This is a genomic window from Agromyces terreus, from assembly GCF_009749465.1.
Classification (GTDB): domain Bacteria; phylum Actinomycetota; class Actinomycetes; order Actinomycetales; family Microbacteriaceae; genus Agromyces; species Agromyces terreus.
In genome coordinates, this window is the sequence record NZ_WBIS01000004.1 from 243,822 (window position 1) to 267,608 (window position 23,787).

A 23,787-nucleotide genomic window follows, 5' to 3' on the forward strand; every position below is an offset into this window, starting at 1 on the left:
TCAGGCTCCTGTGGTCGTGGCGGGCGTGGTCGGTGAGTCGGTCGTGTGCGACAGTCCGGTGCTCGCGAGCGGCTCGACGAGCTGGCCGATGCGGTCGAACCCCTCGCCGAGGGTCTGCCCCTGCCGGTAGCGGTAGTGGATGCCTTCGAGGATCACGGCGAGCTTGTACGCCGCGAACGCCCGGTACCAGGTGAGGTCGGGCGTGCGGATGCCGGCGGCGTGCGCGTAGCAGTCGACGAGCTCGTCGAACTCGGGGTACCCGGCCGCCGGATCGACGGCGCTGCGCGTGAGGCCGACCGCGTCGGGCGCGAGCGAGGCGATGTTCCAGTACATGCCGAGCATGCCGAGGTCGACGAGCGGGTCGCCGAGCGTGGCCATCTCCCAGTCGAGGATCGCCGCGATGCGGGGCGCGTCGGCCGGCCCGGCGATGATCGCGTTGTCGAGGCGGTAGTCGCCGTGCACGATGCCGCTCCGGATGCCGCCCGCGGGAGGCATCCGCTCCTCCAGTCGCTGCTGCAGTCGGTCGAGCTCGGGCAGGTCGCGGCTGCGCGAGGCCTCGAGTTGCCGGCGCCAGGTGCGCAGCTGCCGGTCGAGGTAGCCGTCTGGGCGCCCGAAGTCGGCGAGGCCGACGGATGCCGCGTCGACCGCATGCAGGCGGGCGAGCGTCTCCGCGAAGGCGAGTCCGAGCCCGTGCAGGCCCGCGGGCGTGTAGTCGGCGTTCTGGCGGGGGCTCGCGAGCACGACGCCCTCGACGACGCGCATCACGAAGAACGCGGTGCCGGTGACCCGCCCGGCCTCGGAATCGTCGACGAGGTCGACCGCCGGCGGCACCGGCACGCCCGACCCCGCCAGCGCGCTGATCACGCGGTGCTCGCGGCCCATGTCGTGGGCGCTCGCGAGCACGTGCCCGAGCGGCGGGCGGCGCACGATGAGCGGCACGGCCGGCCCGTCGACGCGGTACGTGAGGTTGCTGCGGCCCCCGGCGATGAGCGTGGCCGTGAGCGGGGCGGCCGGCGTCGCGGCGACGAGCTCGGGGTGCGCCTCGGCGAGCCACGCGGAGAAGCCCGCGAGGTTCAGCCCTGGGGTGTCGGTCATCGTCGATCGCCTTCCTGCACCGCCGTGGTGCCGCACCGCGAGGTGCCGTTCCGGGTGGTCGTCGACCGGCCCGTCGCATCAGCATACCGCGCGGTCGGTATGTGCGCGAACCGGATGTCGCGACACCCGCGCGCCCCGTTGCTGAGACCTTTTTCAGGAGGGGGTGTGGCGAAGCGGGCCGTTTTCGTCGCTCACGCGCGCGTTTCGGCCCCCGATCGGCGAGGGTCTCCTGAAAAGTGCACAGGGCGCGGGCAAGGGTCGGTCTGGCGGGCGGCGGCCTGGCGTGCGGCTCAGGCGAGCAGGCGGGACTCGATGGCCGAGCGGATGCCGGTGGGAATCGGCACGGGGCGGCGGGTCGCGGCATCCACGAAGACGTGCACGAAGCGGCCCTCGGCCAGCGGCTCGTCGTCGCCCGCGCGGTGGATGCCGAGCGACCACGTCACGCTCGACGAGCCGAGCCGTTCGATGCCGAGCGCGACCTCGAGCGGCTCGGGAAAGCTCGCCGACGCGCGGAACTCGCAGCTCGACGACACGACGAGCCCGATCGGGGCGTCGCCATGGGGGTCGAGGCCGGCGTGCTCGATCATCCACGTGTTGACGGCCGTGTCCATCGCCTCGTAGTAGACGGTGTTGTTCACGTGCCCGTACTGGTCGTTGTCGTTCCAGCGGGTCGTGAACGGCCGTCGCTCGGGGCGATGCGGCCGGGTGACGGCGGGCTGGGGCATCCGCTCGCCCATCAGTCGGCCCGTAGCAGGATGCGGAACGCGCGCCGGGCCCGCGTCTCGCTCGGGGTGTCGCCGGCGATGAGGTCGGCGTAGGTGAACGACTCCGAGACGCGCACCAGAAGGTAGGCGAGTTCGTCGGGCGTGATCGCGCCGCCGAGGGGGCGCTCGCCGAGTTCTCGCTCGACGAGCCAGCGCGCGGTCGCGACGTAGCGGCGCTGGATCTCGCTCTCGGTCGTGGTGAGCAGCCGCAGCGCGCGGGCGGGTTCGCGGCGCAGGAAGTCGCGGAAGTAGTCGGCACTGATCAGCGCGCCCGCGAAGCTCGAGAGCTGTTCGGCCACGCGTTCGGCGCCGTGCAGCGACTCGGTCGCGTGCTCCGAGAGCACGAGCGTGGGAACGGCGAGCGACCAGAGCACCTCGCTGAGCAGCGCGTCGCGGTTGCCGACCCAGCGGAACAGCGACGTGCGGTCGACGCCGAGGCGGGTCGCAAGCGCGCCCATGTCGATGCGCCGGCCGTCGATGAAGGTCTCGCGGGCGAGGTCGAACGCGCGCACGGCGTCGGCGTGGGCGCCGTCGGCGAGCCGTTCGGAGAGCCAGGACGGTGCCGCGCGCAGGCCGATCTCGGCGATCTCGTGGGTGGGGGCGCTCGTCGTCGGCATGTCGGAACTCTAACCCGCCTCCGAGGATTCACATGCAACATTCTGGAAAATGATGCATAGTGGACGTGTTCACCGACGAACGGAGAAGCGATGACGCTCACACTCGACCCCCAGTCCCAGGCCGCCACGGCCCCCGCCGACGTGCTCGACGCCGACTTCTACGGCTTCCAGCGCCGGCTCACGGAGGCCGAGCAGATCTCGGTCGCCGAGATCCGCGACTACCTCGAACGCGAGGTGCGCCCCGGCGCCGACGACCGCTGGGAGGCGACGACGAGCCCGCGCCACCTGATCCCCGGCTTCGCCGAGCTCGGCCTCTTCGGCTCCGGCATCCCCGAGGTCGCCCACTTTGAGAACTCGGCCGTGTACCGCGGCTGGATCGCCCTCGAGATCGCGCGCGTCGACCCGTCGACCGCGACGTTCATCGGCGTGCACTCGGGCCTCGCGATGAACGCGATCGCCGTCGGCGGCTCGCCCGAGCAGAAGTCCGAGTGGCTCGAGCCCATGGCCCGCGGCGAGCTCATCGGCGCGTTCGGCCTCACCGAGCCGCTGCACGGCTCCGACACGGCGAAGGGCCTGGAGACCACGGCGACCCGGCGCACGAACGCCGACGGCGCCGACGAGTGGGTGCTGAACGGCGCCAAGCGCTGGATCGGCAACGCCACCTTCGCCGACGTCGTCGTCATCTGGGCGCGCGACACGGCCGACGACCAGGTCAAGGGGTTCCTCGTGCGCCAGCCCGCCACGGGCTTCACGGCCACGAAGATCGAGCGCAAGCAGTCGCTGCGCGCCGTCGAGAACGCCGACATCGTGCTCGAGGACGTCATCGTGCCCGAGTCCGATCGCCTGCAGGAGATCCACGGCTTCCGCGACGTCGCGATCGTGCTGCGCCTGACGCGGGCGGATGTCGCGTGGCAGGCCATCGGCGTCGCGGTCGGCGCCTACGAGGCCGCCCTCGCCTACGCGAAGACCCGGGTGCAGTTCGGCAAGCCGATCGCGTCGTTCCAGCTCGTGCAGCAGAAGCTCGCCGACTCGCTCGCCGACATCACGGCCTCGATTGCGCTCTGCGTGCGGGTCAGCGAGATGCTCGACGAAGACGCCCAGAAGGACCACCACTCGGCCATGGCCAAGGCCTTCGCGACGAAGAAGATGCGCGAGGTCGTCGCCCGCAGCCGCGAGCTCATGGGCGGCAACGGCATCCAGCTCGACCACGGCGCCGCCCGGTTCTTCGCCGACGCCGAGGCCGTCTACACGTTCGAGGGCACGTACGACATGAACACGCTCATCGTCGGCCGCGCCATCACCGGCATCGCCGCCTTCGTCTGAGCGCCGGTCCCGTCGGTCGAGGAGGCGCGCTGTACTCCCGCCGGTCGAGGAGGCGCCCCAGCGCCGTCTCGAGACCAACCCGCTCCCGCCGCCGGTCGAGGAGGCGCCCCAGCACTCCCGCCGGTCGAGGAGGCGCGCCAGCGCCGTCTCGAGACCCTCGCCCGGCCCCGAGGCATCCGCCCCGCGCACTCGAATCCGCACACCCGCACCCGCCCCACCAGCTTGAGAGGACAACCTCATGACCGAGGCCTACATCGTCGCCACCGCCCGCTCGCCCATCGGCCGCGCCCGCAAGGGGTCGCTCGCCGGCATCCGCGGCGACGACCTGACCGTGCAGATGGTCGAGGCCGCGCTCGCCCAGGTGCCCGCGCTCGACCCCGCGCGCGTCGAGGATCTGCTGCTCGGCTGCGGACAGCCCGGCGGAGAGCAGGGCATGAACATGGCCCGCATCGTGGCCGTGCTGCTCGGGCTCGACGGCCTGCCCGGCACCACCGTGAATCGCTACTGCTCGTCGAGCCTGCAGACGACGCGCATGGCGTTCCACGCGATCAAGGCCGGAGAAGGCGACGTGTTCGTCTCGGCCGGTGTCGAGTCGGTCTCGAACATGGGCGTCGGGTCGAGCGACTACATCCCGGGCGCGAAGCTGACCAACCCCCGCTTCGACGACGCCGAGGCGCGCACGGCTGCGCGTGCCGCGGGCGGGGCGGATGCCGCGGGCGAGCCGGATGCCGCGAGCCTCCGCCCCTGGCGCGACCCACGTGAAGACGGGCTGCTGCCCGACGCGTACATCGCCATGGGTCAGACGGCCGAGAACGTCGCGGAGCTGCGCGGCGTCACCCGCGAGGAGCAGGACGCCTTCGCCGCCCGCAGCCAGCAGCGCGCCGAGGCGGCGATCGCGTCGGGCTTCTGGGCGAACGACATCACGCCCGTCACGCTCGCGGACGGCACGGTCGTCTCGGCCGACGACGGCCCGCGCGCGGGCGTCACCGTTGAGGCACTCGCCGGGCTCGACCCGGTGTTCCGCCCCGACGGAACGGTGACCGCCGGCAACTGCTGCCCCCTGAACGACGGCGCCGCAGCGGTCGTCGTGGTCAGCGACCGCATCGTCGACGAGCTCGGCCTGCAGCCACTGGCCCGCATCGTGTCGACCGGCGTCTCGGGGCTCTCGCCCGAGATCATGGGACTCGGACCCGTCGAGGCCTCGCGCCGGGCCCTCGCCCGCGCCGGACTCTCGATCGACGACATCGACCTCGTCGAGCTCAACGAGGCGTTCGCCGCCCAGGTGATCCCGTCGGCGCGCGAGCTCGGCATCGACGAGGAGCGCCTCAACGTGCACGGCGGCGCCATCGCCGTCGGACACCCGTTCGGCATGACCGGCGCCCGCATCACGTCGACCCTCATCAACGGGCTCGCCGCGACCGGCGGCCGCTACGGGCTCGAGACGATGTGCGTCGGCGGCGGCCAGGGCATGGCCCTCGTGCTCGAGCGCGTCTGACCCGCCGCCCGCTGCGCCCGCCCACGCCGTCCGCCCTCGCCGGTCGGAGCCCGCGAGCGCAGCGGGCAGCCGCCTCGAGACCCGCCTTCCCGCGCCCGGTCCTCGCCCGTCGCGCGCACCCGCGCACCCGCGCACCTCCGTACGCAAACGGACACCGCATTTCGGCGCCAGAGTGCCGGATCGGCGGCCCCGATCGGGCACTCCGGCACCGTTCACGCACTCCGGCGCCGTTCACGCACTCCGGCACCGTTCGCGCACTCCGGCACCGTTCGCGCACTCCGGCGCCGATCACGCACTCGCGCACCGATCGCGCACTCCAGCGCCGATCGGTGTCCGGTTCGGCGTTCTCCGGGCACCCTGGCGGCCGCACCCCTCGACCGTTCGCGTAGCGCCGGCTCGTGACCCGGCCTTCCCGACGCATTTCGGCGCCTGAGTGCCGGATCGGTGGCCCCGATCGGGCACTCGGGCGCCGATTCCGCACTCGGGCGGCGACGCGCGCTCCGTCAGGCCGCGGGCACGAGCAGGGTCACCCACTGCGCGATGAGCGCGGGCTTGTCGGATCCGTCGATCTCGATCGTGAGGTCCTGCACGACGCGAACGCCGGTCGAGGTGAGCTCGGCCGACCCGATCGTGCCGACCGCGCGCACGCGCGAGCCGACGGCGACGGGCTGCAGGAACCGCACCCTCTCGAAGCCGTAGTTCACGCCCATCGCGACGCCGTCGACGTCGAGCAGGGGGGCCGCGAGGAAGCTCAGCAGCGACAACGTGAGGAATCCGTGGGCGATCGGCCCGCCGAACGGTCCGGCGGTCGCGCGCTCGACGTCGACGTGGATCCACTGGCGATCCTCGGTGGCCTCGGCGAACGCGTCGATACGGGCCTGGTCGATCTCGAACCAGTCGCCGGGGCCGAGCGGCGCGCCCGCGGCATCCAGCAGGGCGTCGGGGGAGGCGAATCGCGCGCTCATGCCCTCGGCCCGCCCGCCACGTAGAGCACCTGGCCCGACACGAAGCCGGCACCCTCGGAGCAGAAGAACGAGACGGCGGCCGCGACATCCTCGGGCCGGCCGCTGCGGGCCACCGGGATCTCCTTCACCATCGCGTCGACGAACGCGTCGAACGGCACGCCCATGCGCTCGGCGGTCGCCCGGGTCATGTCGGTCTCGATGAAGCCGGGCGCCACGGCGTTCGCGGTGACGCCGTACCGGCCGAGTTCGATCGCGAGGGTCTTGGTGAGGCCCTGCATGCCGGCCTTGGCCGCGGCGTAGTTCGCCTGCCCGCGGTTGCCGAGCGCCGAGGTCGACGAGAGGTTCACGATGCGGCCCCACTTCGCCTCGACCTGGTGCGCCTGCACGGCGCGCGACATGAGGAACGCGCCGCGCAGGTGCACGTTCATCACGGCATCCCAGTCGGACTCGCTCATCTTGAACAGCAGGTTGTCGCGCAGGATGCCGGCGTTGTTCACGAGGATCGTGGGCGCGCCGAGCTCGGCGGTCACCCGGTCGACGGCGGCCGTCACCGCGCCCGCGTCGGAGACATCCGCCCCGATGCCGATGGCGGTGCCTCCGTCGGCGGTGATGGCCTGCGCGGTCTCGGCCGCCTGCTCCTCGACGAGGTCGACGATGGCGACGGCGTGCCCGTCGGCGGCGAGGCGGCGGGCGGTGGCGGCGCCGATGCCGCGCGCGGCTCCGGTGACGATGGCGGTGCGGGTCATGCTGGGGTCCTCTCGGTCAGGTGCGATGGGTGATGCGGCGGATGTCTCGGTTCGGGATGCCTCGGCTCGCGGCGTGCGGGTTCATGTCGTCTCGGTTCCGGATGCCTCGAACTCGATGAGCTGGCGGAGTTCCCCGCCGTCGGCGAGCCGGTCCATGGCGGCCTCGATGCCGTCGAGCGCGATACGCGAGGAGACGAGGCGTTCCAGCGGCAGTCGGCCGCTGCGCCAGAGGTCGACGTAGCGGGGGATGTCGCGGCTCGGCACCGCGGAGCCGAGGTAACTGCCGATGACGGTTCGCGCCTCGGCGGTGAAGGTGAGCGGTGCGAGGCTCGCCCGCGCGTCGAGTGCAGGCAGGCCGACGGTGACGGTGGTGCCGCCGGGGGCGGTCAGCGCGAACGCGGTCTCGAAGGCGCGGGCCGAGCCGGCGGCCTCGATCACGACGGGCGCCCGCAGCGCGGCATCCGCCATCGCGTCCTGCGGCGATCGCGCGTCGGCGGCGCCGAGCTCGCGGGCGAGGTCGAGCTTGCCGGGCACCGCGTCGACGCCGACGACCTCGTGGCCGAGCGCGACGGCGACGAGGAGCGCGGCCATGCCGACGCCGCCGAGGCCGACGACGATCACGCGCTCGCCGGGGGCGGGCCGGCCGGCGTTGACGACCGCGCCGCCTCCGGTGAGCACCGCGCAGCCGAGCAGCGCGGCGATGTCGGGCGGCACGTCGGCCTCGACCGGCACGACCGAGGTGCGGTGCACGACCGCGTGCGTGGCGAATCCGCTCACGCCGAGGTGGTGGTGCACGGGTTCGCCGTCGCGGTGCAGGCGCATGCCGCCGCCGACGAGCGTGCCGGCGCCGTTCGCGGCCGAGCCCACCTCGCAGGGCAGCCGGCCGTCGGTGCGGCATCCGTCGCAGTCGCCGCAGCGCGGCAGGAACGTCATGACCACGCGGGTGCCGACGGCGAGGTCGGTGACGCCGTCGCCGAGCTGCTCGACGATGCCGGATGCCTCGTGGCCGAGCAGCATCGGCATGGGCCGCACGCGGTTGCCGTCGACGACGCTGAGGTCGGAGTGGCAGACGCCCGCGGCCTCGATGCGCACGAGGAGTTCGCCGGGGCCGGGCGGGTCGAGTTCGAGCGGGCCGACGGTGAACGGGTGCGACCGGGTGAAGGGCGCGCCCGCGCCCGTGGTCTCGAGCACCGCACCGGTGATCTGCATGCGTCCTCCTCGACGGCCGGGCGGGTCGTCGCGACGCCGCTCGTGACAAGCATACCGACCGCGCGGTATGCTGGCGAATTGAGCCGCGGACACCCGTTCGATCCGGCCGCCACCGACCGAGGAGCCTCGACGATGAGCCTTCCCACACCCGCCGACCCGTCGCGCGCCGGCGCAGCGCCAGCCGCCACCCCCTCGCCCGCCGATACCCGGCCTGCCGGCGTCCCCACGCCTGCCGACGCGCCCGTCCACGGCCACGTGCACGAGGACTTCGCCGGCCTCCGCGACGAGTTCGAACGCCGGCTCGCCTCGGGCGACGAGCTCGGGGCATCCCTCGCCGTGATCGTCGACGGCGAGCCGGTCGTCGACCTCTGGGGCGGCTGGGCCGACCCGGCGCATGAACGCGAGTGGCAGCGCGACACGATCACGAACGTGTGGTCGATCTCGAAGACCGTGACGGCGCTCGCCGCACTCGTGCTGATCGACCGCGGCGAGCTTGACCCCGAACGTCCCGTCGCCCACTACTGGCCCGAGTTCGCCGCCGCCGGCAAGGAGGGCGTGCTCGTCAAGCACGTGCTCATGCACAGCTCGGGCGTCTCGGGCTGGGCGCAGCCGATCACGGGCGCCGACATCCTCGATGCGGATGCCGCGTCCGCGCGTCTCGCGGCGCAGCCGCCGTGGTGGCCGGCCGGCGCGGCATCCGGCTACCACCTGCTCGACTACGGCCACCTGGTGGGCGAGCTCGTGCGCCGCATCACCGGACGCCCGCTCGGCGCGTTCGTCGCCGAGGAGATCGCCGGTCCCCTCGGCGCGGACTTCTGGCTCGGCCTGCCCGAGTCCGAGGACCACCGGGTCAGCAACGTGGTGCCGCCGCCGCCGATCCAGCTCGACTTCGCGGCGATGCCGCCCGAGTCGCCCGCGTTCAAGACGTACACCGGCCCGCCGCTCGACGCCGAGGTCACCTGGACGCGCGAGTGGCGCGCCGCGGGCGTCGGCGGAGCCGGCGGGCAGGGCAACGCCCGTTCGGTGGCCCGCATCAACGCGCTCGTGTCGAACGGCGGCGAACTCGACGGCGTGCGACTGCTCTCGCCGGCGACGATCGACCGCATCTTCGCCGAGCACACCGACAACGTCGACCTCGTGCTCGGCCTGCCGCTACGCTTCGGCCTCGGTTTCGCGGTGTCGAACCCGGCGAGCACGCCCTCGATCCCCGAGGGACGCGTCGCGTTCTGGGGCGGCTGGGGCGGCTCGATCGTCGTCAACGACGTCGACCGGAGCATGACCTTCGCGTACGTGATGAATCGGATGTCGCCGGGCATCATCGGGTCGCCGCGCAGCGACGCGTACACCCGAGCCGTGTACGCCTCGCTCGGCGCGACGACGCGGGCCTGACCGACCCGCGCCGGTCAGCCCGCGCTACGCGTCCGTTCCGGGCGCCGGTGCACCGCTCTCGCCGTCGATGGCCTCGACCGAACCCGTCGCAGCCCCGACGAGCGCCGGGTCTTCGCCCCGGTCGAGCGCCTCCTCGGCGTCGAGGTCGGCCGCGGCCTGCTCGAACTGCGAGTTGTAGAGACGCCAGTACGCGCCCTCGCGGGCGATGAGCTCGTCGTGGCTGCCCTGCTCGACGATGTCGCCGTGCTCCATCACGAGGATCAGGTCGGCGTCGCGGATGGTCGAGAGCCGGTGCGCGATGACGAACGAGGTGCGGCCCTCGCGCAGCGCCGCCATCGCGTGCTGGAGGAGCAGCTCGGTGCGGGTGTCGACCGACGACGTGGCCTCGTCGAGGATGAGCACCGACGGCTGCGCCACGAACGCCCGGGCGATCGTGATGAGCTGCTTCTCGCCGGCCGAGACGTTGGACGCCTCTTCGTCGAGCACGGTGTCGTACCCGTCGGGCAGCGAGTGCACGAACCGGTCGACGTAGGTCGCCCGCGCGGCGTCGAGGATCTCGTCGTCGGTGGCCGTCTCGCGCCCGTAGCGGATGTTCTCGCGGATGGAACCGGCGAACAGCCACGGGTCTTGGAGCACCATGCCGGTCTTCGCGCGCATGTCGCGTCGCGTGAGCTCGGCGATGTCCTGGCCGTTGAGCAGGATGCGCCCGCCGTCGAGCTCGTAGAACCGCATGATGAGGTTCACGAGCGTCGTCTTGCCCGCGCCGGTCGGGCCGACGATCGCGACCGTCTGGCCGGGCTCGACCCGGAACGAGAGATCGCGGATCAGCGGGTGCTCGGGCAGGTAGGAGAAGGACACGTGGTCGAACTCGATGGTGCCGTCGCCCGAGACGGGCTCGGGCGCGTCGGCGGCGTCGGGGTCTTGCTCGTCGGCGTCGAGCAGCTGGAACACGCGCTCGGCCGAGGCTGTGCCCGACTGCACGACTGCGGCCATGCCGCCGAGCTCGGACAGGGGCTGGGTGAACTGCTGCGAGTACTGGATGAACGCCTGCACGTCACCGAGGCGGAGCTGGCCGCTCGCGACCATGAGGCCGCCGAGCACCGCGATGCCGACGTAGGTGAGGTTTCCGATGAACATCATGCCGGGCATGATGATGCCCGAGAGGAACTGCGCCTTGAACGAGGCCTGGTAGAGCTCTTCGTTCTCGGCCTTGAACTTCTCGTGCGAGTCCTGCTCGCGGCCGAAGACCTTGACGAGCGCGTGGCCCGAGAAGGACTCCTCGACGCGAGCGTTGAGGCGGCCGACCTTGCGCCACTGGATGCCGAACGCCTTCTGCGACTTCGGGCCGATGACGCCGAAGATCACGCCCATGAGCGGCAGCGACACGAGCGCGACGATCGCGAGCTGCCACGAGATCGAGAACATCATGATGAGCACGCCCACGACGGTGAGCACGGCGGTGATGGCGCCCGACAGCGACTGCTGCATCGTCTGGGTGATGTTGTCGATGTCGTTCGTGACGCGCGAGATGAGCTCGCCGCGCTGCACCTTGTCGAAGTAGCTGAGGGGCAGTCGGTTGAGCTTGGCCTCGACGTCTTCGCGCAGGCGCCACATGGTGCGCACCATGATCACGTTGACGACGTAGCCCTGCACCCAGGTGAGGATGGCCGACACCACGTAGAGCAGCAGCACGACGATGAGGATCTGGCTGAGCTTGACGAAGTCGATGCCCTCGCCGGGCACGGCGCCGGCGGTCTGCACGATGTTGGCGAGCTCGTCCTGGCCGTCGGCCCGGAGGAACTCGACGGCCTCGGCGTTGCTCAGCCCGGCGGGCAGCTGCCCGCCGATGACGCCGGCGAACAGCACGTTCGTGGCCTCGCCGAGCACCTTGGGGGCGATCACGGCGAGCACGACGCCGGCGGCGCCGAGGATCGAGACGAAGGTGAACGCGAGCGCGTGGGGCTTCAGCCGGCCGATGAGGCGGCGGAAGCTGGGCCCGAACTGCGAGGCCTTGCCGGGTGCGACGCTGTCCCAGTCGCCGGAGTTCAGGCGAGCCTGCTCGGCGAGCTCGAGCTCGTACTTCTCCTCTTCGGAGATCTGGGGGGCGGGTTCGGTGGTCATCGGGCTGCCTCCGCTCCGAGCTGGGATTCGACGATCTCGCGATAGGTGTCGGATGTCTCGAGCAACTGCTCGTGGGTGCCGATGCCGACCATCGCGCCGTCGTCGAGCACGACGATGCGGTCGGCGTCGGTGATGCTGGAGACGCGCTGGGCGACGACGATCTTGGTCACCTCGGGCAGCTCGCGCCAGAGCGCGTGCCGCAGGTTCGCGTCGGTCGTGAGGTCGAGTGCCGAGAACGAGTCGTCGAAGACGAGCACGTCGGGGCGGTGCACGATCGCGCGGGCGATCGCGAGCCGCTGGCGCTGGCCGCCCGAGACGTTGGTGCCGCCCTGGGCGATGCGGGCGCCGAGCCCGCCCTCCATCTCTTCGACGAAGTCGCGGCCCTGCGCGATCTCGAGCGCGTGCCAGAGCTCGTCGTCGGTGGCCTCTTCGCGCCCGTACCGGAGGTTCGAGGCGACGGTGCCGCTGAAGAGGAACGGGCGCTGCGGCACGAGGCCGATCGAGCGCCAGAGCACGTCGAGGTCGGCCTGCCGCACGTCGACGCCGCCGACGGCCACGGAGCCGCCCGTGGCGTCGAACAGGCGGGGGATGAGCGAGACGAGCGTGGTCTTGCCGGCGCCCGTGGAGCCCACGATGGCGACCGTCTCGCCGCGCGCGGCAGAGAACCCGATGCCGTCGAGCACGGGCTGGTCGGCGCCCGGGTAGGTGAACGAGACATCCGTCATCTCGATCGTGCCGGGCGTCGGCAGGACGCGCACGGGGTTCGCGGGGCGCTCGAGGGTGCTCGTGCTGTCGAGCACCTCGGCGATGCGGTCGGCCGAGACCGCGGCGCGCGGGATCATGATCGTCATGAAGCTCGCCATGAGCACGCCGGTGAGGATGAGCATGACGTACTGCATGAAGGCGAAGAGCGTGCCGATCTGCGCGTCGCCGGCGTCGACGGCGAAGGCGCCGAACCAGACGACGCCCACGATGGTCACGTTGAGCACGAGCATGAACAGCGGGAAGAGCAGCACGAACAGCGAGCCGACCTTGCGGCCGACGACCATGATGTCGGTGTTGGCGGTGCGGAAGCGCTCTTCCTCGATGGGCTCGCGCACGAACGCGCGCACGACGCGCACGCCGGTGAGCTGCTCGCGCATGATGCGGTTGACGTTGTCGAGCTTGTGCTGGAAGGCGCGGAACAGCGGCACCATGCGGCTGACGATGATCGTCGCGATGATGAGCAGGGTGGTCACGGCGACCGCGATGATCCAGCCGAGCCCGACGTCTTGGCGCAGCGCGAACCAGATGCCGCCGATCGCGAGGATGGGCGCGGTGACGAGCATGGTCGCGCCCATCATGGCGAGCATCTGCACCTGCTGCACGTCGTTGGTGTTGCGCGTGATGAGCGAGCCGGGCCCGAACTTCGAGACCTCGCGCTCGGAGAAGGCGCTGACCTTCTCGAACACGTCGTTGCGGATGTCGCGGCCGAGCCGCATCGCGGCCTTCGCCGCGAAGTAGGTGGCGATGATCGAGGCGGTGATCTGCCCGAGCGAGATGAGCAGCATGACGGCCCCGGTCGACCAGATGTACTCGGTGTCGCCCTTGGCCACGCCGTTGTCGATGATCTTGGCGTTGAGGTCGGGCAGGTTGAACGTGGCGATCGCGGAGAGGATCTGGAAGACCAGGACCCCGACGAGCAGCCACACGTACGGCTTCAGATAGCGGACGAGGAGCTTTGCGAGCATGGCATCTCCGGTGCGGCGGTGAGGGCGGGGGATCGATCGGATGTCGCGGCACGACGGGTCGTGTCGCAGCGCGAGCGGCGGATGACGCGGGCGAGGCCCACCCTCGGGCCTCGCGCAGCGTTACAGCCTCGCATGCGGCCCTTTCGGAGGCAAGCGGAGCGGCCGCTTCGCCCGCCTCGTTCTCGGAGGGCGAACACCCGGCCCGGATTCGCCGCCCGATCAGGGCTCGATCAGTCTCCCGCGGGCCACCGACATCGTGGCGACCGCGGGCTCAGCCGCGCTGCGCGAGCAGGGCGTGCAGGGCGTCGAGCGCCGGCCGTTGGCCCTTGACGAGCCGCGGTCGCGCGTCGGCGATGGGCACCCAGGCGGCCGCGTCGAGCTCGGGGAACGCCTGCCGCCGGCCCGAGCGCGGCGGCCACTCGAGCTCGAAGGTGTTGCTCGTGATCGCGGTGGCGTCGAAGTCGGCCTCGCCGGCGAACACCGTCACGGTCTTGCCCGAGGTGTAGCGGAACACGCCGAGTTCGACGTACGGCACGTCGGGCGCGGGGCTGCCGAGCTCTTCGGCGAACTCGCGCCTGGCCGCGTCGAGCGGCGTCTCGTCGGTGAACGCGCCCTTCGGCAGCGACCAGGCCGCCGCGTCGCGCCCCCGCCAGAACGGCCCGCCCATGTGCCCGAGGAGCACCTCGACGTCGAGCGGGTCGGATGCCGCGCCGCGACGCCGGTGCAGCAGGATCCCCGCGCTCGTCTCGGCCATGCGCCAACGCTAGCGGCTGCGGCGGGTGCCGTGCGTCGCGGCGATGCTCAGCGCCAGAGGAACGGCGGATGCCCCGCCGGCAGGTCTCCGGCGCCGACGAGCCGTGCCAGCCGCACCGCGCCGTCGAGGGGCGTGCCCGACGGAGACTCGAGCGCGGCGTCGGGCGCGAGGCGGGCGAACTCGGCGGCGAAGGCGTCGCGGTACGCGCCCGCGGCGGCGAACATCCCGCCGGTCCAGGAGGCGAGGCGCGGCAGGTCGGGGTCGAGCGCGGCGACGAGGGTGGCGGCGACCTCGCGGCCGGCGGTGCGCATGATGGCGGATGCCGCGGCGTCGCCGTCGGCGGCCAGCCCGGCGACCTCGGGGGCGAACGCGGCGATGAGGCCCGCGCGGTCGGCGCGCGTGAGGAGCGCCCCGGGCCAGGAGTGCGCCGGGCCGAACCGGGCCTCGGCGGCGGCGAGCAGCGCCCGGGCGTCGTCCGTCACGCCGTCGTGGGTGCGGATCGCCGCCTTGAGCGCCTCGATGCCGACCCACACCCCGGAGCCGCGGTCGTCCCACAGGTGCCCCCAGCCGCCGACGCGGCGCCAGGTCGTGTCGAGGTCGGTGCCGAGGGCGATGGCGCCCGTGCCGACGGCCACGACCGCGCCCGCGCGCCCGTCGAGGGCGCCGAGGTGGGCGGTGAGGGCGTCCACGGCGAGGGCGACGCCGGCCCCGGGCGCCGCGAGGTGCGAGAGGCGCGCGGTCGCGGCATCCGGATCGGCGACGAGGGAGGCGAGCCCGGTCGCACCGACGCCCACGGCCGTGATCGCGGCATCCGGCCATGCGTCTGCGGCGGCCCCGACGAGCGCGGCGGCCACGTCGAGGGCGTTCGACCCGGTGGATGCCACGGCGATGCGCGCGCCCTCGAGCACGCGCCGGGAGGTGCCGGGCGTCGCGTCGAGGGGTTCGAGCGCCGCGCGGGACCCGGTGCCGCCGATGTCGATGCCGAGCACGCAGCGCACGGGCGAAGCCTCGCGCGGGCGGTCGACGGGCGGCGTGCTGCTCACGGGCCGAGCCTACGGGCGGGGCCTCCGTGACGCTCAGGTTTCGAACCGATCACGACTCTGGAAATAACTTGCAAACACTGCATGGTTCACGAATACTACTTCCAGAGTCACGTTCCGGGTCGCCGAGAGGCGCCCGCACGAGGTCCACCAGAGGTCACGAGAGATCCATCAATGAGGAGGCATCCATGAAGAAGCGACTGCTGCCCGTCGCCGTGCTCGCCACGGCAGTGTTCGGGCTCACCGCCTGTGCGGGCGGTTCGAACGACGGAGACGGTTCGAACGCCGACGGCCAGACGCTCGACGTCTGGATCATGGAGGGCACCAACCCCGACTCCGAGGCGTTCTTCGACGAGGTCGGCGACGCGTTCACCGAAGAGACCGGCGCCGAGCTGAACGTCGAGTTCGTGCAGTGGGCCGACGCCCACGACCGCTTCGTCACGTCGATCGCGGGCGGCACGACCCCCGACGTCGCCGAGACCGGCACCACCTGGACGGCCGAGTTCGCCGACGCCGGCGCTCTCGAGCCGATCACCGACTTCGTCGCCGACGACGATCTTGGCGACGACCTCGTCGAGGGCCTCGTCGAGTCCGGCACCTACGACGACGAGCTCTACGGCATGCCGTGGTACGCCGGCGTGCGCTCGCTCGTGTACCGCTCCGACATCTTCGAGGAGCTCGGCCTCGAGGCCCCGCAGAGCTGGGACGACATCGTCGCCGCGGGCGACGCCATCAAGGCGGCCCACCCCGAGATGCTCGCGTTCGCGGTTCCCGGCGACGCCGAGTTCGGCGTGTACCCCTGGGTCTGGGGTGCGGGCGGCGAGGTCTCGGTGCAGAACGGCGACACCTGGGAGTCGGGCCTCGCGAGCCCCGAGTCGCAGGAGGGCATCGGCTTCTACACCGGCCTCGCGACCGAGCACGGCTTCTCGTCGGCCGGCGCCACCACGTGGAAGGAGACCGACGTCCTCGACAACTTCGCGCAGGGCAACGTCGCCATGGCCCTCATGGGCTCCTGGACGCCCGCCGCGATCCTCGAGAAGAACGCCGACCTCGACGGCAAGTTCGCCGCGGCGCCGATCCCTGGCAAGGACGGCGGCATCGCCCCGTCGGTGCTCGGCGGCTCGCACCTCTCGATGTTCAGCACCGCCGAGAACACCGACCTCGCGTGGTCGTTCATCAAGCTCATGACCACGGGCGAGTTCGCCGAGAAGTGGGGCCAGGAGACGGGCTACTTCCCGGGCCAGCAGTCGCTGCTGACCGAGACGATGGACTCCGACGACCCGCTCGTCGCGCCCTTCGCCACGCAGCTCGTCGACGGCGGCGCCTCGGTGCCCGTCACGCCGACCTTCGGCGCCGTGCAGGCGAAGAAGACGACGAACACCGCCATCCAGGCGATCCTCTCCGGGCAGAAGACGGTCGAAGAGGCCACGTCGGATGCCGCGAAGGAGATGGACGAGATCATGAACGGCAACTGACCAGGTGTCGACCACGATCCAGGCTCCGACGCCCGCGCCGGGGGGTTCCAAGACCCCCCGGCCGGGCGTCGGCCCCGTGCAGCGCAACCGGCTGATCGCCTCGTCGCGGCCGTGGCTGCTCCTCGCGCCCGCGCTCGCGGTGCTCGCGGTGCTGCTGCTCTGGCCGCTCATCCGGGTCCTCCTCTTCTCCCTGCAGGACTACGGCCTGCGCGAGATCGTCTCGGGCGAGTCGAACTGGATCGGCCTCGCCAACTACGGCGAGATCCTCGCCGACCCCACGCTGTGGGGCGTCGTGCTCCCGAACACCGTCGGGTTCGCGGTGCTCGCCGTCGCGGGCACGGTCGCCCTCGGCACCGGCGTCGCCGTGCTCATGGCCTCCCTCGGCGGCTTCTGGCGAACCGTCGTCGGCAGCGCGATCATGATCGCGTGGGCCATGCCCGCGGTCACCGGCACCTACGTCTGGGTCTGGATCTTCGACGCCGACCGCGGCATCTTCAACGAGGCGCTGCAGGCCGTCGGCCTCCAGGACGAGCCGGTCAACTGGTTCACGAACCGCTTCAGCTTCTACGCGATCGTGCTGCTGAACGTGATCCACCACGGCTTCCCGTTCGTCGCCATCACGGTGCTCGCGGGCCTGCTCGGCGTGCCGAAGGAGATGCTCGAGGCCGCCGAGATGGACGGCGCGGGCCCCTGGCGTCGCTTCTTCCAGGTGATCGTGCCGAACCTCCGCCAGGTCTTCAGCGTCGTCATCATCCTGTCGACCATCTGGGACTTCAAGGTGTTCGCGCAGGTCTACCTGATGCCGGGCGGCAACGGCACGAACCGCGAGGCGCTCAACCTCGGGGTCTGGTCGTACGTCGAATCGTTCGGGCAGAACCGCTACGGCTTCGGCTCGGCGATCGCCGTGCTCCTGACGGTGCTGCTGCTCATCATCACCGTCATCTACGTCCGCGCGCTGCTGAAGGAGGACGAGCTGTGAGCACCTCCGCACCCGCCCCGACCACCGCCCCCGAGGCATCCGGAGCCCTTCCTCCCGGCCCCGACGGCCCCGGCACGCCGCGCGCGATCCCGGCCTCCCGCCGTTCGTCGCGCAAGACGCGCTCGGCCGCCGGCAAGGCCGTGCTCGTCGTGGTGCTCCTCGCGTTCACGCTGTTCCCCGCGTTCTGGATGCTTTCGAGCGCGTTCGACGCGAAGGCCGGCGCCGGCGGGCAGACCCTGCTGCCGCGCGAGTGGTCGCTCGCGAACTTCGAGTACGTGCTCACCGACGGCGGCTTCGACGTGTACCTGCGCAACTCGGCGATCGTCGCCGTGGTGACGGTGCTCGCGAGCGCCGTGCTCGCGCTGCTCGCCTCGGTCGCGGTCGCGCGGTTCCGGTTCAAGTTCCGCACGTCGATGCTGCTCATGATCCTCGTCGTGCAGATGGTGCCGCTCGAGGCGCTCGTGATCCCGCTGTTCGTGCAGGTGCGCGACCTGCAGCTGCTGAACACGCTGCTCGGCCTCATGGTCGTGTACGTCGCGCTCTCGCTGCCGTTCGGCATCTGGATGCTGCGGGGATTCGTCGCGGCCGTGCCGGTCGAGCTCGAGGAGGCCGCGTACCTCGACGGCGCCAGCTGGGGCCGCATGTTCCGGTCGGTGCTGCTGCCGCTCGTGATGCCCGGCCTCGTCGCGACCTCGGTCTTCTCGTTCATCACCGCGTGGAACGAGTTCATCTTCGCCATGACCCTGCTGGGCGGCGCCTCCGAGAACTACACGGTGGCCATCGGCCTCAAGCAGTTCTTCGGCGAGCACACCAACGAGTGGGGCTACATCATGGCCGCGTCCACGATCATCACCGTCCCGGTCATGATCTTCTTCGTCATCGTCCAACGTCGCCTGTCGAGCGGCCTCGTGGCCGGCGCGGTCAAGGGGTGACCGCCGTGGACGATCCCACCGTCAGGGGGCTGGTGGGCGGGGTGCTCTGGCCGGGATTCCTCGGCCGGGGCATCCCGGATCTGTTCCGCCGCGAGCTCGACGAGGGCGGCCTCGCGGGCCTCGTGCTCTTCGCGCACAACCTGGGGGACGAGGGCGAGCGGATGTCGCTCGCCCGGGATCTGCTCGACCGGGGGCGCCCGCTCGTGGTGGGCATCGACGAGGAGGGCGGCAACGTCACCCGCATCGAGTCCTCTTCCGGGTCGACGCTGCCGGGTGCCGCGCAGCTCGGATTCGTCGACGACCTCGCCGTCACCGAGGCCGTGGGCGCCGAGCTCGCGCGCCGTTCGCTCGCCGTCGGGGCGAACGTGGTGCTCGCGCCCGTGGCCGACGTCAACACCGACCCGCGCAACCCGGTCATCGGCGTGCGCTCGTTCGGCGACCGCCCCGAGCTCGTCGCCGGGCACGCGATCGCCCAGGCCCGCGGCATCCGCCGTGCCGGCGCCGCGGCCGCGGCCAAGCACTTCCCGGGCCACGGCGACACCCACCTCGACTCGCACCACGCGATGCCGACGCTCGAGATCGGCCTCGACGAGCTCGAGCGCACGCATCTGCCGCCCTTCCAGCGGCTCGTCGACGCGGGCGTGCCCGCGATCATGACCGCGCACGTCGTCGTGCCCGCGTGGGGGCCGCAGCCCGCGACGCTGAACCCGACCGCGCTCGGACGCCTGCGCGCCATGGGCTTCGAGGGGGTCGTCGTCACCGACGCCCTCGACATGGCCGCCGTGCGCGAGTCGGTCGGCGCGGGCCCCGGCGCCGTGCAGGCGCTGCTCGCCGGCGCCGACCTGCTCTGCATCAGCAACCCGACGAACCTCGGCCCCGCCGCGGCGCCCGATCAGGACGCCCGCGACTTCCTCGAGGTGCAGCACGCGCTGCTCGCCGCGGTCGACGACGGCACGCTGCCCGTCGCGGTGCTCGAACGCGCCGCCGAGCGGGTCCGGGTGCTCGCGGCATCCCTCGCCGCCGCGCGCGAGGCGATCGACCCGCGCGACGGGTTCGACGCCGCACCTCGTGAGCGGCGCGACGCCCTCGACCTCCTCGACGCGCGCGACGCGTTCGACCCGGTCGACGCCGCGGCCGCGGCCCGGGCGGCGATCTCGATCGACGGCGTCGTCCCGGCCCTGCCTGCCCCGCGCACCGTGCTCGACATCCGCGGACGCTCGACCCTCGCCGTCGCGAGCGACGACGACTTCTTCGAGGCGACCCTCGCCGACGGCGGACGGGTGCTGCGCGGCGACGCGGCGGTGCCCGGCTCGGGTCCGCTCGTGGTCGTCGCCGACCGCGTCGGCAGCGACGGGCCGCAGCGAGACCGCATCGCGAACATCGCGAGGCTCCGGCCCGACGCCGTCGTGGTCGACGCCGGCGTCCCCGGGGCGCCGCTGCCGCTCGCCGCCGTGCACACGCGAGCCGCCAGCCGCATCGCCGCCGACGCCGCGGCCGTCCTGCTCTCCGAGGGCGCGCAGGGCGCCGCCGTCGCGCAGGCCGCCGCCGTCGAGCGGGGCGCCGCCGCCGCGCCGGTCGCCCGTGCCGCGGAGGCGTCGCCATGATCGTGCTCTCCCTGCAGTCAGGCACCTCGGCCGACGGCATCGACGTCGCGGTCGTCGACATCACGGTCGCGGGCGCCCCGAGCACGGCCGGCGACCCCGCCGCACCCGCCGACCTCGTCATGAGGCCCCTCCACGCCGCCACGCACGACTTCGACGCCGGTCTGCGCGAGCGGGTCCTCGCCGTCTCCGCGGGCGAGGCGACGACGGCCGGCGAGCTCACCCGGCTCACCACGCGGCTCGGTCAGGCATTCGCCGAGGCGGCGGCACGCGGCATCCGCGATTCGGGCGCGACGCCCGACCTCGTCGTGTCGCACGGCCAGACGGTCTTCCACTGGGCCGAGCACGGCCACGCGCTCGGCACCCTGCAGCTCGGCGAGCCCGCCTGGATCGCCGAGCTCACGGGCGTGCCCGTGCTCTCCGACCTGCGCGCGGCCGACATCGCGGCGGGCGGCGAGGGCGCACCCCTCATGGCGTTCTTCGACCGGGCGTGGCTCGGCGGCGAGGCGACCGCCGCCGGGAGGGTGATCGCGACCGTGAACCTCGGCGGCATCGCGAACGTGCAGCTCGTGCATCCGAGCGGCGACGTGCTGGCCTTCGACAGCGGCCCGGGCAACGCCCTCGTCGACGCGGTCGTCGCCCGGCACACGAGCGGCGCCGAGGCGTTCGACCGCGACGGCGCCATCGCCGCGGCCGGCACGGTGAGCGCGCCGCTGCTCGACGCGCTGCTGCGGCATCCGTACCTCGCGGCGACGCCGCCGAAGTCGACCGGGCGCGAGACCTTCGACCTCGGCGTGGTCGACGCCGCCGTCGCGGCGTCGGGGCTCGCGGCATCCGGGGCCCTGGCCGTCGAGGACCTCGTCGCGACCCTCGTCGAGTTCACCGCGCGGACCGTCGTCGACGCGATTCCGGATGCCGCGTCCGTCCTCGTCTGCTCGGGCGGCGGCGCCCGCAATCCCGTGCTCCTCGAACGACTGCGGGCGCTCGCGGCCGAGCGCGGCATCCGCGTGGCCTCGAGCGCGGAGCGCGGCATCGATCCCGCCTTCAAGGAGTCGCTGATGTTCGCCCTCCTCGGATTCTTCAGCCTGCACGCCGTGCCCGTCGCCCTGTCGACGGTCGCCGCGCGCGTCGCCGGGCGCGTGACGCCCGGCCGCGAACCCTTCGCACCTCCCGCGCCGCTGGCCGGCGTGGCATCCGTCACCATCGCGTCGCCCGACGCGCGCACCGAAACCGGGGGAGCGCCATGACCTGGTCCGCACCGATGCCCACGCCCGAGCCGCCGGCCGAGCACGTCCGCCTGCGCGACCTGCTCGCCGACCTCTCGACCGAGGGCGTGAACGACGCGCACGCCGAGTTCGACCTGATGCCCGCCGAGGCGCAGGTCGGCGCGATGCTCGAGGAGAGCACCGCGGCCGTCGCGGCCGTCGCCGAGGTGATGCCGCAGATCGCCGTCGCGGTCGACGCGATCGTCGCGCGGCTCCGGGCCGGCGGGCGGCTCGTCTACCTCGGCGCGGGCACGGCCGGTCGCATGGGCGTGCTCGACGCGAGCGAGATCCCGCCGACGTTCGGCACCGACCCCGCGCTCGTCGTCGGCGTCATCGCGGGAGGCGACACCGCGCTCCGCTCGGCGGTCGAGAACGCCGAGGACGACGCCGAGCAGGGCGCCGCCGACCTGGCCGCGATCGGGCTCACCGCGGCCGACGCGCTCGTCGGCATCTCCGCGTCGGGCCGCACGCCCTACGTCGTGGGCGCGATCGAGCACGCGCGCCGGGTCGGGGCGTTCACGGTGGGCCTCGCCTGCAACCGGGACTCCGAGATCGGCCGCGCCGCCGACCTCGCGATCGAGACCGTGGTCGGCCCCGAGATCGTCGCCGGTTCCACGAGGCTCAAGGGCGGCACCGCGCAGAAGCTCGTGCTCAACGCCATCTCGACCATCGCGATGGTGCGCCTCGGCAAGGTGCACGGCAACCTCATGGTCGACGTGCAGGCGACCAACGCGAAGCTGCGCGCGAGGGCCGAGCGCATCGTCATGCAGGCGACGGGGGCGGATGCCTCCGCGGCATCCGCGGCCCTCGAATCGGTGGGCGGCAGCGTGAAGGCCGCCATCCTCGTCACCCTCACTGGGGTCGGACCCGAGGTCGCGCTCGCGCGCCTCGCCGCGGAGGATGGAGTGCTGCGGGATGCTCTCTCCAGTGTGAACGGCGGCTCCGCCCCCGCGGAGCCGGCCACGGAATGAGAAGGGTCCCCACCTGATGTCGGCCAATGTGCTCTCCGAGATCCGGCAGGCGCTGCCGAACCTCAGTTCGGCCGAGGCGCGCGTCGCCGACGCGATCATCGCCGATCCGGGCATCGTCGTCGACCTGACCATCACCGAGCTCGCGAACGTCTGCCGCACGTCGCTGTCGACCGTCGCGCGCTTCTGCCAGACGCTCGGGTACAGCGGCTACCGCGAGTTCCGCATGGAGGTCGCGGGCGCGCTCAGCCGCGAGGCCGCCGAGCGAGACCGGTTCGGGCTCGCCGACTCCGACATCGGGTCCGAGGACTCCGCCGCCGACGTCGTGGCGAAGATCGCGTTCCACGAGGTGCTCGCGATCGAGCAGACGGTGAAGGGGCTCGACACGGTCGTGCTCGACCGGGTCGTCGACGCCGTCGTCGGCGCGGGCCACGTCGACCTCTACGGGTTCGGCGCGAGCGGCCTGACCGCGCAGGACCTGCAGCAGAAGCTCGGCCGCATCGGCATCTCGGCGGCCTGCTCGGTCGACGTGCACCTCGCGCTCGTGAGCGCGGCGCTGCGCCGGCCGACGGATGTCGCGATCGCCATCTCGCACTCCGGCCTCACGGCCGAGACGCACCACACCCTCGAGGTCGCGCGCGACGCGGGCGCCACGACCGTGGCGATCACGAACTCGCCCGACTCGCCGCTCGCCGAGCTCGCCGACTTCGTGCTCACGACGCGCGCCCGCGAGTCGACGTACCGCATGGGCGCCATGTCGAGCCGCATCGCGCAGCTCGCCCTCGTGGACTTCCTGTTCGTGCGGGTGGCCCAGCGTCGCGACGACGTCGCGGTGCCGCTGCGCCGCACGCGCGAGGTCACGGCCAGCCACCGCATCGCCGCGCGCCGCCGCAGCGCGGGCTGAGGCCGGCCGGTCGGGACGCCCGTCTCGGCACGCGGGCGCACCGGCGTGCGGGCGCGGCGGCGTGCGGGCGCACCGGCGCGCGGCCGTGCTGGCGTGTGCGGCGAGCGATGTCGGTGGCCGCGCGTACCGTGTGCTCCATGACGAAGCAGATGCAGCAGACCCTGGTGCCCGAGGTGGCCGACGAGCTCTGCCCGCGCTGCGGCTCAGAGGCCGTGCGCGTGGCCGACCTGATCACCCTCAGCGGCGGCGACCCGCTCTTCGACTGCCGCGAGTGCGGCTTCGAATGGGGCGAGCTGCTGCGCGACCTCATGGCCTGAGCGCCGGGGCGCGATCGCGGCGCGGCAGCGCGACCCGCGCCCCGCCCGCGCACGGCCGCCGGCCCCGAGCGAGCGCGATCCGGACGAGCGAGCACCCC

At 72.6% G+C, this 23,787-nt stretch carries 21 protein-coding genes; 11 read left to right on the plus strand and 10 right to left on the minus strand.

Translation table 11 applies throughout. The features are described from left to right. From GQQ92_RS11100 to GQQ92_RS11110, 3 genes are all read right to left on the minus strand, one after another. Positions 1-1,095: a phosphotransferase family protein gene (locus tag GQQ92_RS11100; RefSeq protein ID WP_156999320.1), complete on the minus strand. Its 1,095-nt coding sequence runs from the start codon at positions 1,093-1,095 to the stop codon at positions 1-3. A 290-nt stretch (positions 1,096-1,385) separates the two neighbouring features. After that, positions 1,386-1,832, minus strand: a complete 447-nt coding sequence (locus GQQ92_RS11105; protein WP_232057647.1) for an acyl-CoA thioesterase — start codon at positions 1,830-1,832, stop codon at positions 1,386-1,388. Next, on the minus strand, positions 1,832-2,476 hold the full coding sequence (locus GQQ92_RS11110; protein WP_156999321.1) for a QsdR family transcriptional regulator: 645 nt from the start codon (positions 2,474-2,476) through the stop codon (positions 1,832-1,834). The genes GQQ92_RS11105 and GQQ92_RS11110 overlap by 1 nt, the downstream gene beginning before the upstream one ends. A 90-nt stretch (positions 2,477-2,566) precedes the next feature. Between GQQ92_RS11110 and GQQ92_RS11115 the strand changes: the two genes are divergently transcribed. After that, positions 2,567-3,799 (plus strand): acyl-CoA dehydrogenase family protein, encoded by a 1,233-nt coding sequence (locus GQQ92_RS11115; protein ID WP_156999322.1) that lies wholly within the window; start codon positions 2,567-2,569, stop codon positions 3,797-3,799. A gap of 238 nt (positions 3,800-4,037) precedes the next feature. After that, complete coding sequence (locus GQQ92_RS11120; protein WP_156999323.1) at positions 4,038-5,294, plus strand: acetyl-CoA C-acetyltransferase; 1,257 nt, start codon at positions 4,038-4,040, stop codon at positions 5,292-5,294. Between the two features lie 503 nt (positions 5,295-5,797). Here the strand turns inward: GQQ92_RS11120 and GQQ92_RS11125 are convergent. The 3 genes from GQQ92_RS11125 to GQQ92_RS11135 all read right to left on the minus strand — a co-directional run bounded on the left by GQQ92_RS11125 (position 5,798) and on the right by GQQ92_RS11135 (position 8,214). Further along, entirely contained in the window at positions 5,798-6,259 is a 462-nt protein-coding gene (locus tag GQQ92_RS11125) for a MaoC family dehydratase (RefSeq protein WP_156999324.1), read from the minus strand. Beyond that, the gene (fabG, locus tag GQQ92_RS11130; RefSeq protein WP_156999325.1) at positions 6,256-7,005 is read right to left on the minus strand and encodes a 3-oxoacyl-ACP reductase FabG; all 750 of its coding nucleotides are present in this window, start codon (positions 7,003-7,005) and stop codon (positions 6,256-6,258) included. The genes GQQ92_RS11125 and fabG overlap by 4 nt, the downstream gene beginning before the upstream one ends. A gap of 81 nt (positions 7,006-7,086) precedes the next feature. Then, entirely contained in the window at positions 7,087-8,214 is a 1,128-nt protein-coding gene (locus GQQ92_RS11135) for an alcohol dehydrogenase catalytic domain-containing protein (RefSeq protein ID WP_156999326.1), read from the minus strand. Positions 8,215-8,346: 132 nt separating this feature from the next. Here GQQ92_RS11135 and GQQ92_RS11140 point away from each other — a divergent pair, with 132 nt between their 5' ends. Beyond that, positions 8,347-9,603, plus strand: coding sequence for a serine hydrolase domain-containing protein (locus GQQ92_RS11140; protein WP_156999327.1), 1,257 nt, complete (start codon positions 8,347-8,349; stop codon positions 9,601-9,603). A gap of 24 nt (positions 9,604-9,627) precedes the next feature. Here the strand turns inward: GQQ92_RS11140 and GQQ92_RS11145 are convergent, their stop codons facing one another. The 4 genes from GQQ92_RS11145 to GQQ92_RS11160 form a co-directional block, all read right to left on the minus strand. After that, on the minus strand, positions 9,628-11,724 hold the full coding sequence (locus GQQ92_RS11145; protein WP_156999328.1) for an ABC transporter ATP-binding protein: 2,097 nt from the start codon (positions 11,722-11,724) through the stop codon (positions 9,628-9,630). Beyond that, the gene (locus GQQ92_RS11150; RefSeq protein ID WP_156999329.1) at positions 11,721-13,454 is read right to left on the minus strand and encodes an ABC transporter ATP-binding protein; all 1,734 of its coding nucleotides are present in this window, start codon (positions 13,452-13,454) and stop codon (positions 11,721-11,723) included. Before GQQ92_RS11150 ends, GQQ92_RS11145 begins: the two co-directional genes overlap by 4 nt. Positions 13,455-13,725: 271 nt before the next feature. Continuing rightward, on the minus strand, positions 13,726-14,208 hold the full coding sequence (locus tag GQQ92_RS11155; protein WP_156999330.1) for an NUDIX domain-containing protein: 483 nt from the start codon (positions 14,206-14,208) through the stop codon (positions 13,726-13,728). A gap of 47 nt (positions 14,209-14,255) precedes the next feature. Next, entirely contained in the window at positions 14,256-15,251 is a 996-nt protein-coding gene (locus GQQ92_RS11160) for a BadF/BadG/BcrA/BcrD ATPase family protein (protein WP_156999331.1), read from the minus strand. A gap of 185 nt (positions 15,252-15,436) precedes the next feature. Between GQQ92_RS11160 and GQQ92_RS11165 the strand changes: the two genes are divergently transcribed. From GQQ92_RS11165 to GQQ92_RS11200, 8 genes are all read left to right on the plus strand, one after another. Then, complete coding sequence (locus GQQ92_RS11165; RefSeq protein WP_156999332.1) at positions 15,437-16,723, plus strand: sugar ABC transporter substrate-binding protein; 1,287 nt, start codon at positions 15,437-15,439, stop codon at positions 16,721-16,723. A 76-nt stretch (positions 16,724-16,799) separates the two neighbouring features. Beyond that, complete coding sequence (locus tag GQQ92_RS11170) at positions 16,800-17,702, plus strand: carbohydrate ABC transporter permease (RefSeq protein WP_232057655.1); 903 nt, start codon at positions 16,800-16,802, stop codon at positions 17,700-17,702. A 140-nt stretch (positions 17,703-17,842) separates the two neighbouring features. Beyond that, positions 17,843-18,634, plus strand: coding sequence for a carbohydrate ABC transporter permease (locus GQQ92_RS11175; protein ID WP_232057656.1), 792 nt, complete (start codon positions 17,843-17,845; stop codon positions 18,632-18,634). A 5-nt stretch (positions 18,635-18,639) separates the two neighbouring features. After that, positions 18,640-20,238, plus strand: coding sequence for a glycoside hydrolase family 3 protein (locus GQQ92_RS11180; RefSeq protein ID WP_197738211.1), 1,599 nt, complete (start codon positions 18,640-18,642; stop codon positions 20,236-20,238). Next, complete coding sequence (locus tag GQQ92_RS11185; protein ID WP_156999335.1) at positions 20,235-21,482, plus strand: anhydro-N-acetylmuramic acid kinase; 1,248 nt, start codon at positions 20,235-20,237, stop codon at positions 21,480-21,482. Before GQQ92_RS11180 ends, GQQ92_RS11185 begins: the two co-directional genes overlap by 4 nt. Further along, positions 21,479-22,471, plus strand: a complete 993-nt coding sequence (gene murQ, locus GQQ92_RS11190; protein ID WP_232057648.1) for an N-acetylmuramic acid 6-phosphate etherase — start codon at positions 21,479-21,481, stop codon at positions 22,469-22,471. The genes GQQ92_RS11185 and murQ overlap by 4 nt, the downstream gene beginning before the upstream one ends. Positions 22,472-22,487: 16 nt before the next feature. Further along, a complete protein-coding gene (locus GQQ92_RS11195; protein WP_156999336.1) occupies positions 22,488-23,372 on the plus strand; it encodes a MurR/RpiR family transcriptional regulator in 885 nt (294 codons plus the stop codon). A gap of 137 nt (positions 23,373-23,509) precedes the next feature. After that, a complete protein-coding gene (locus tag GQQ92_RS11200; protein ID WP_156999337.1) occupies positions 23,510-23,689 on the plus strand; it encodes a hypothetical protein in 180 nt (59 codons plus the stop codon). Positions 23,690-23,787: the final 98 nt, after the last annotated feature.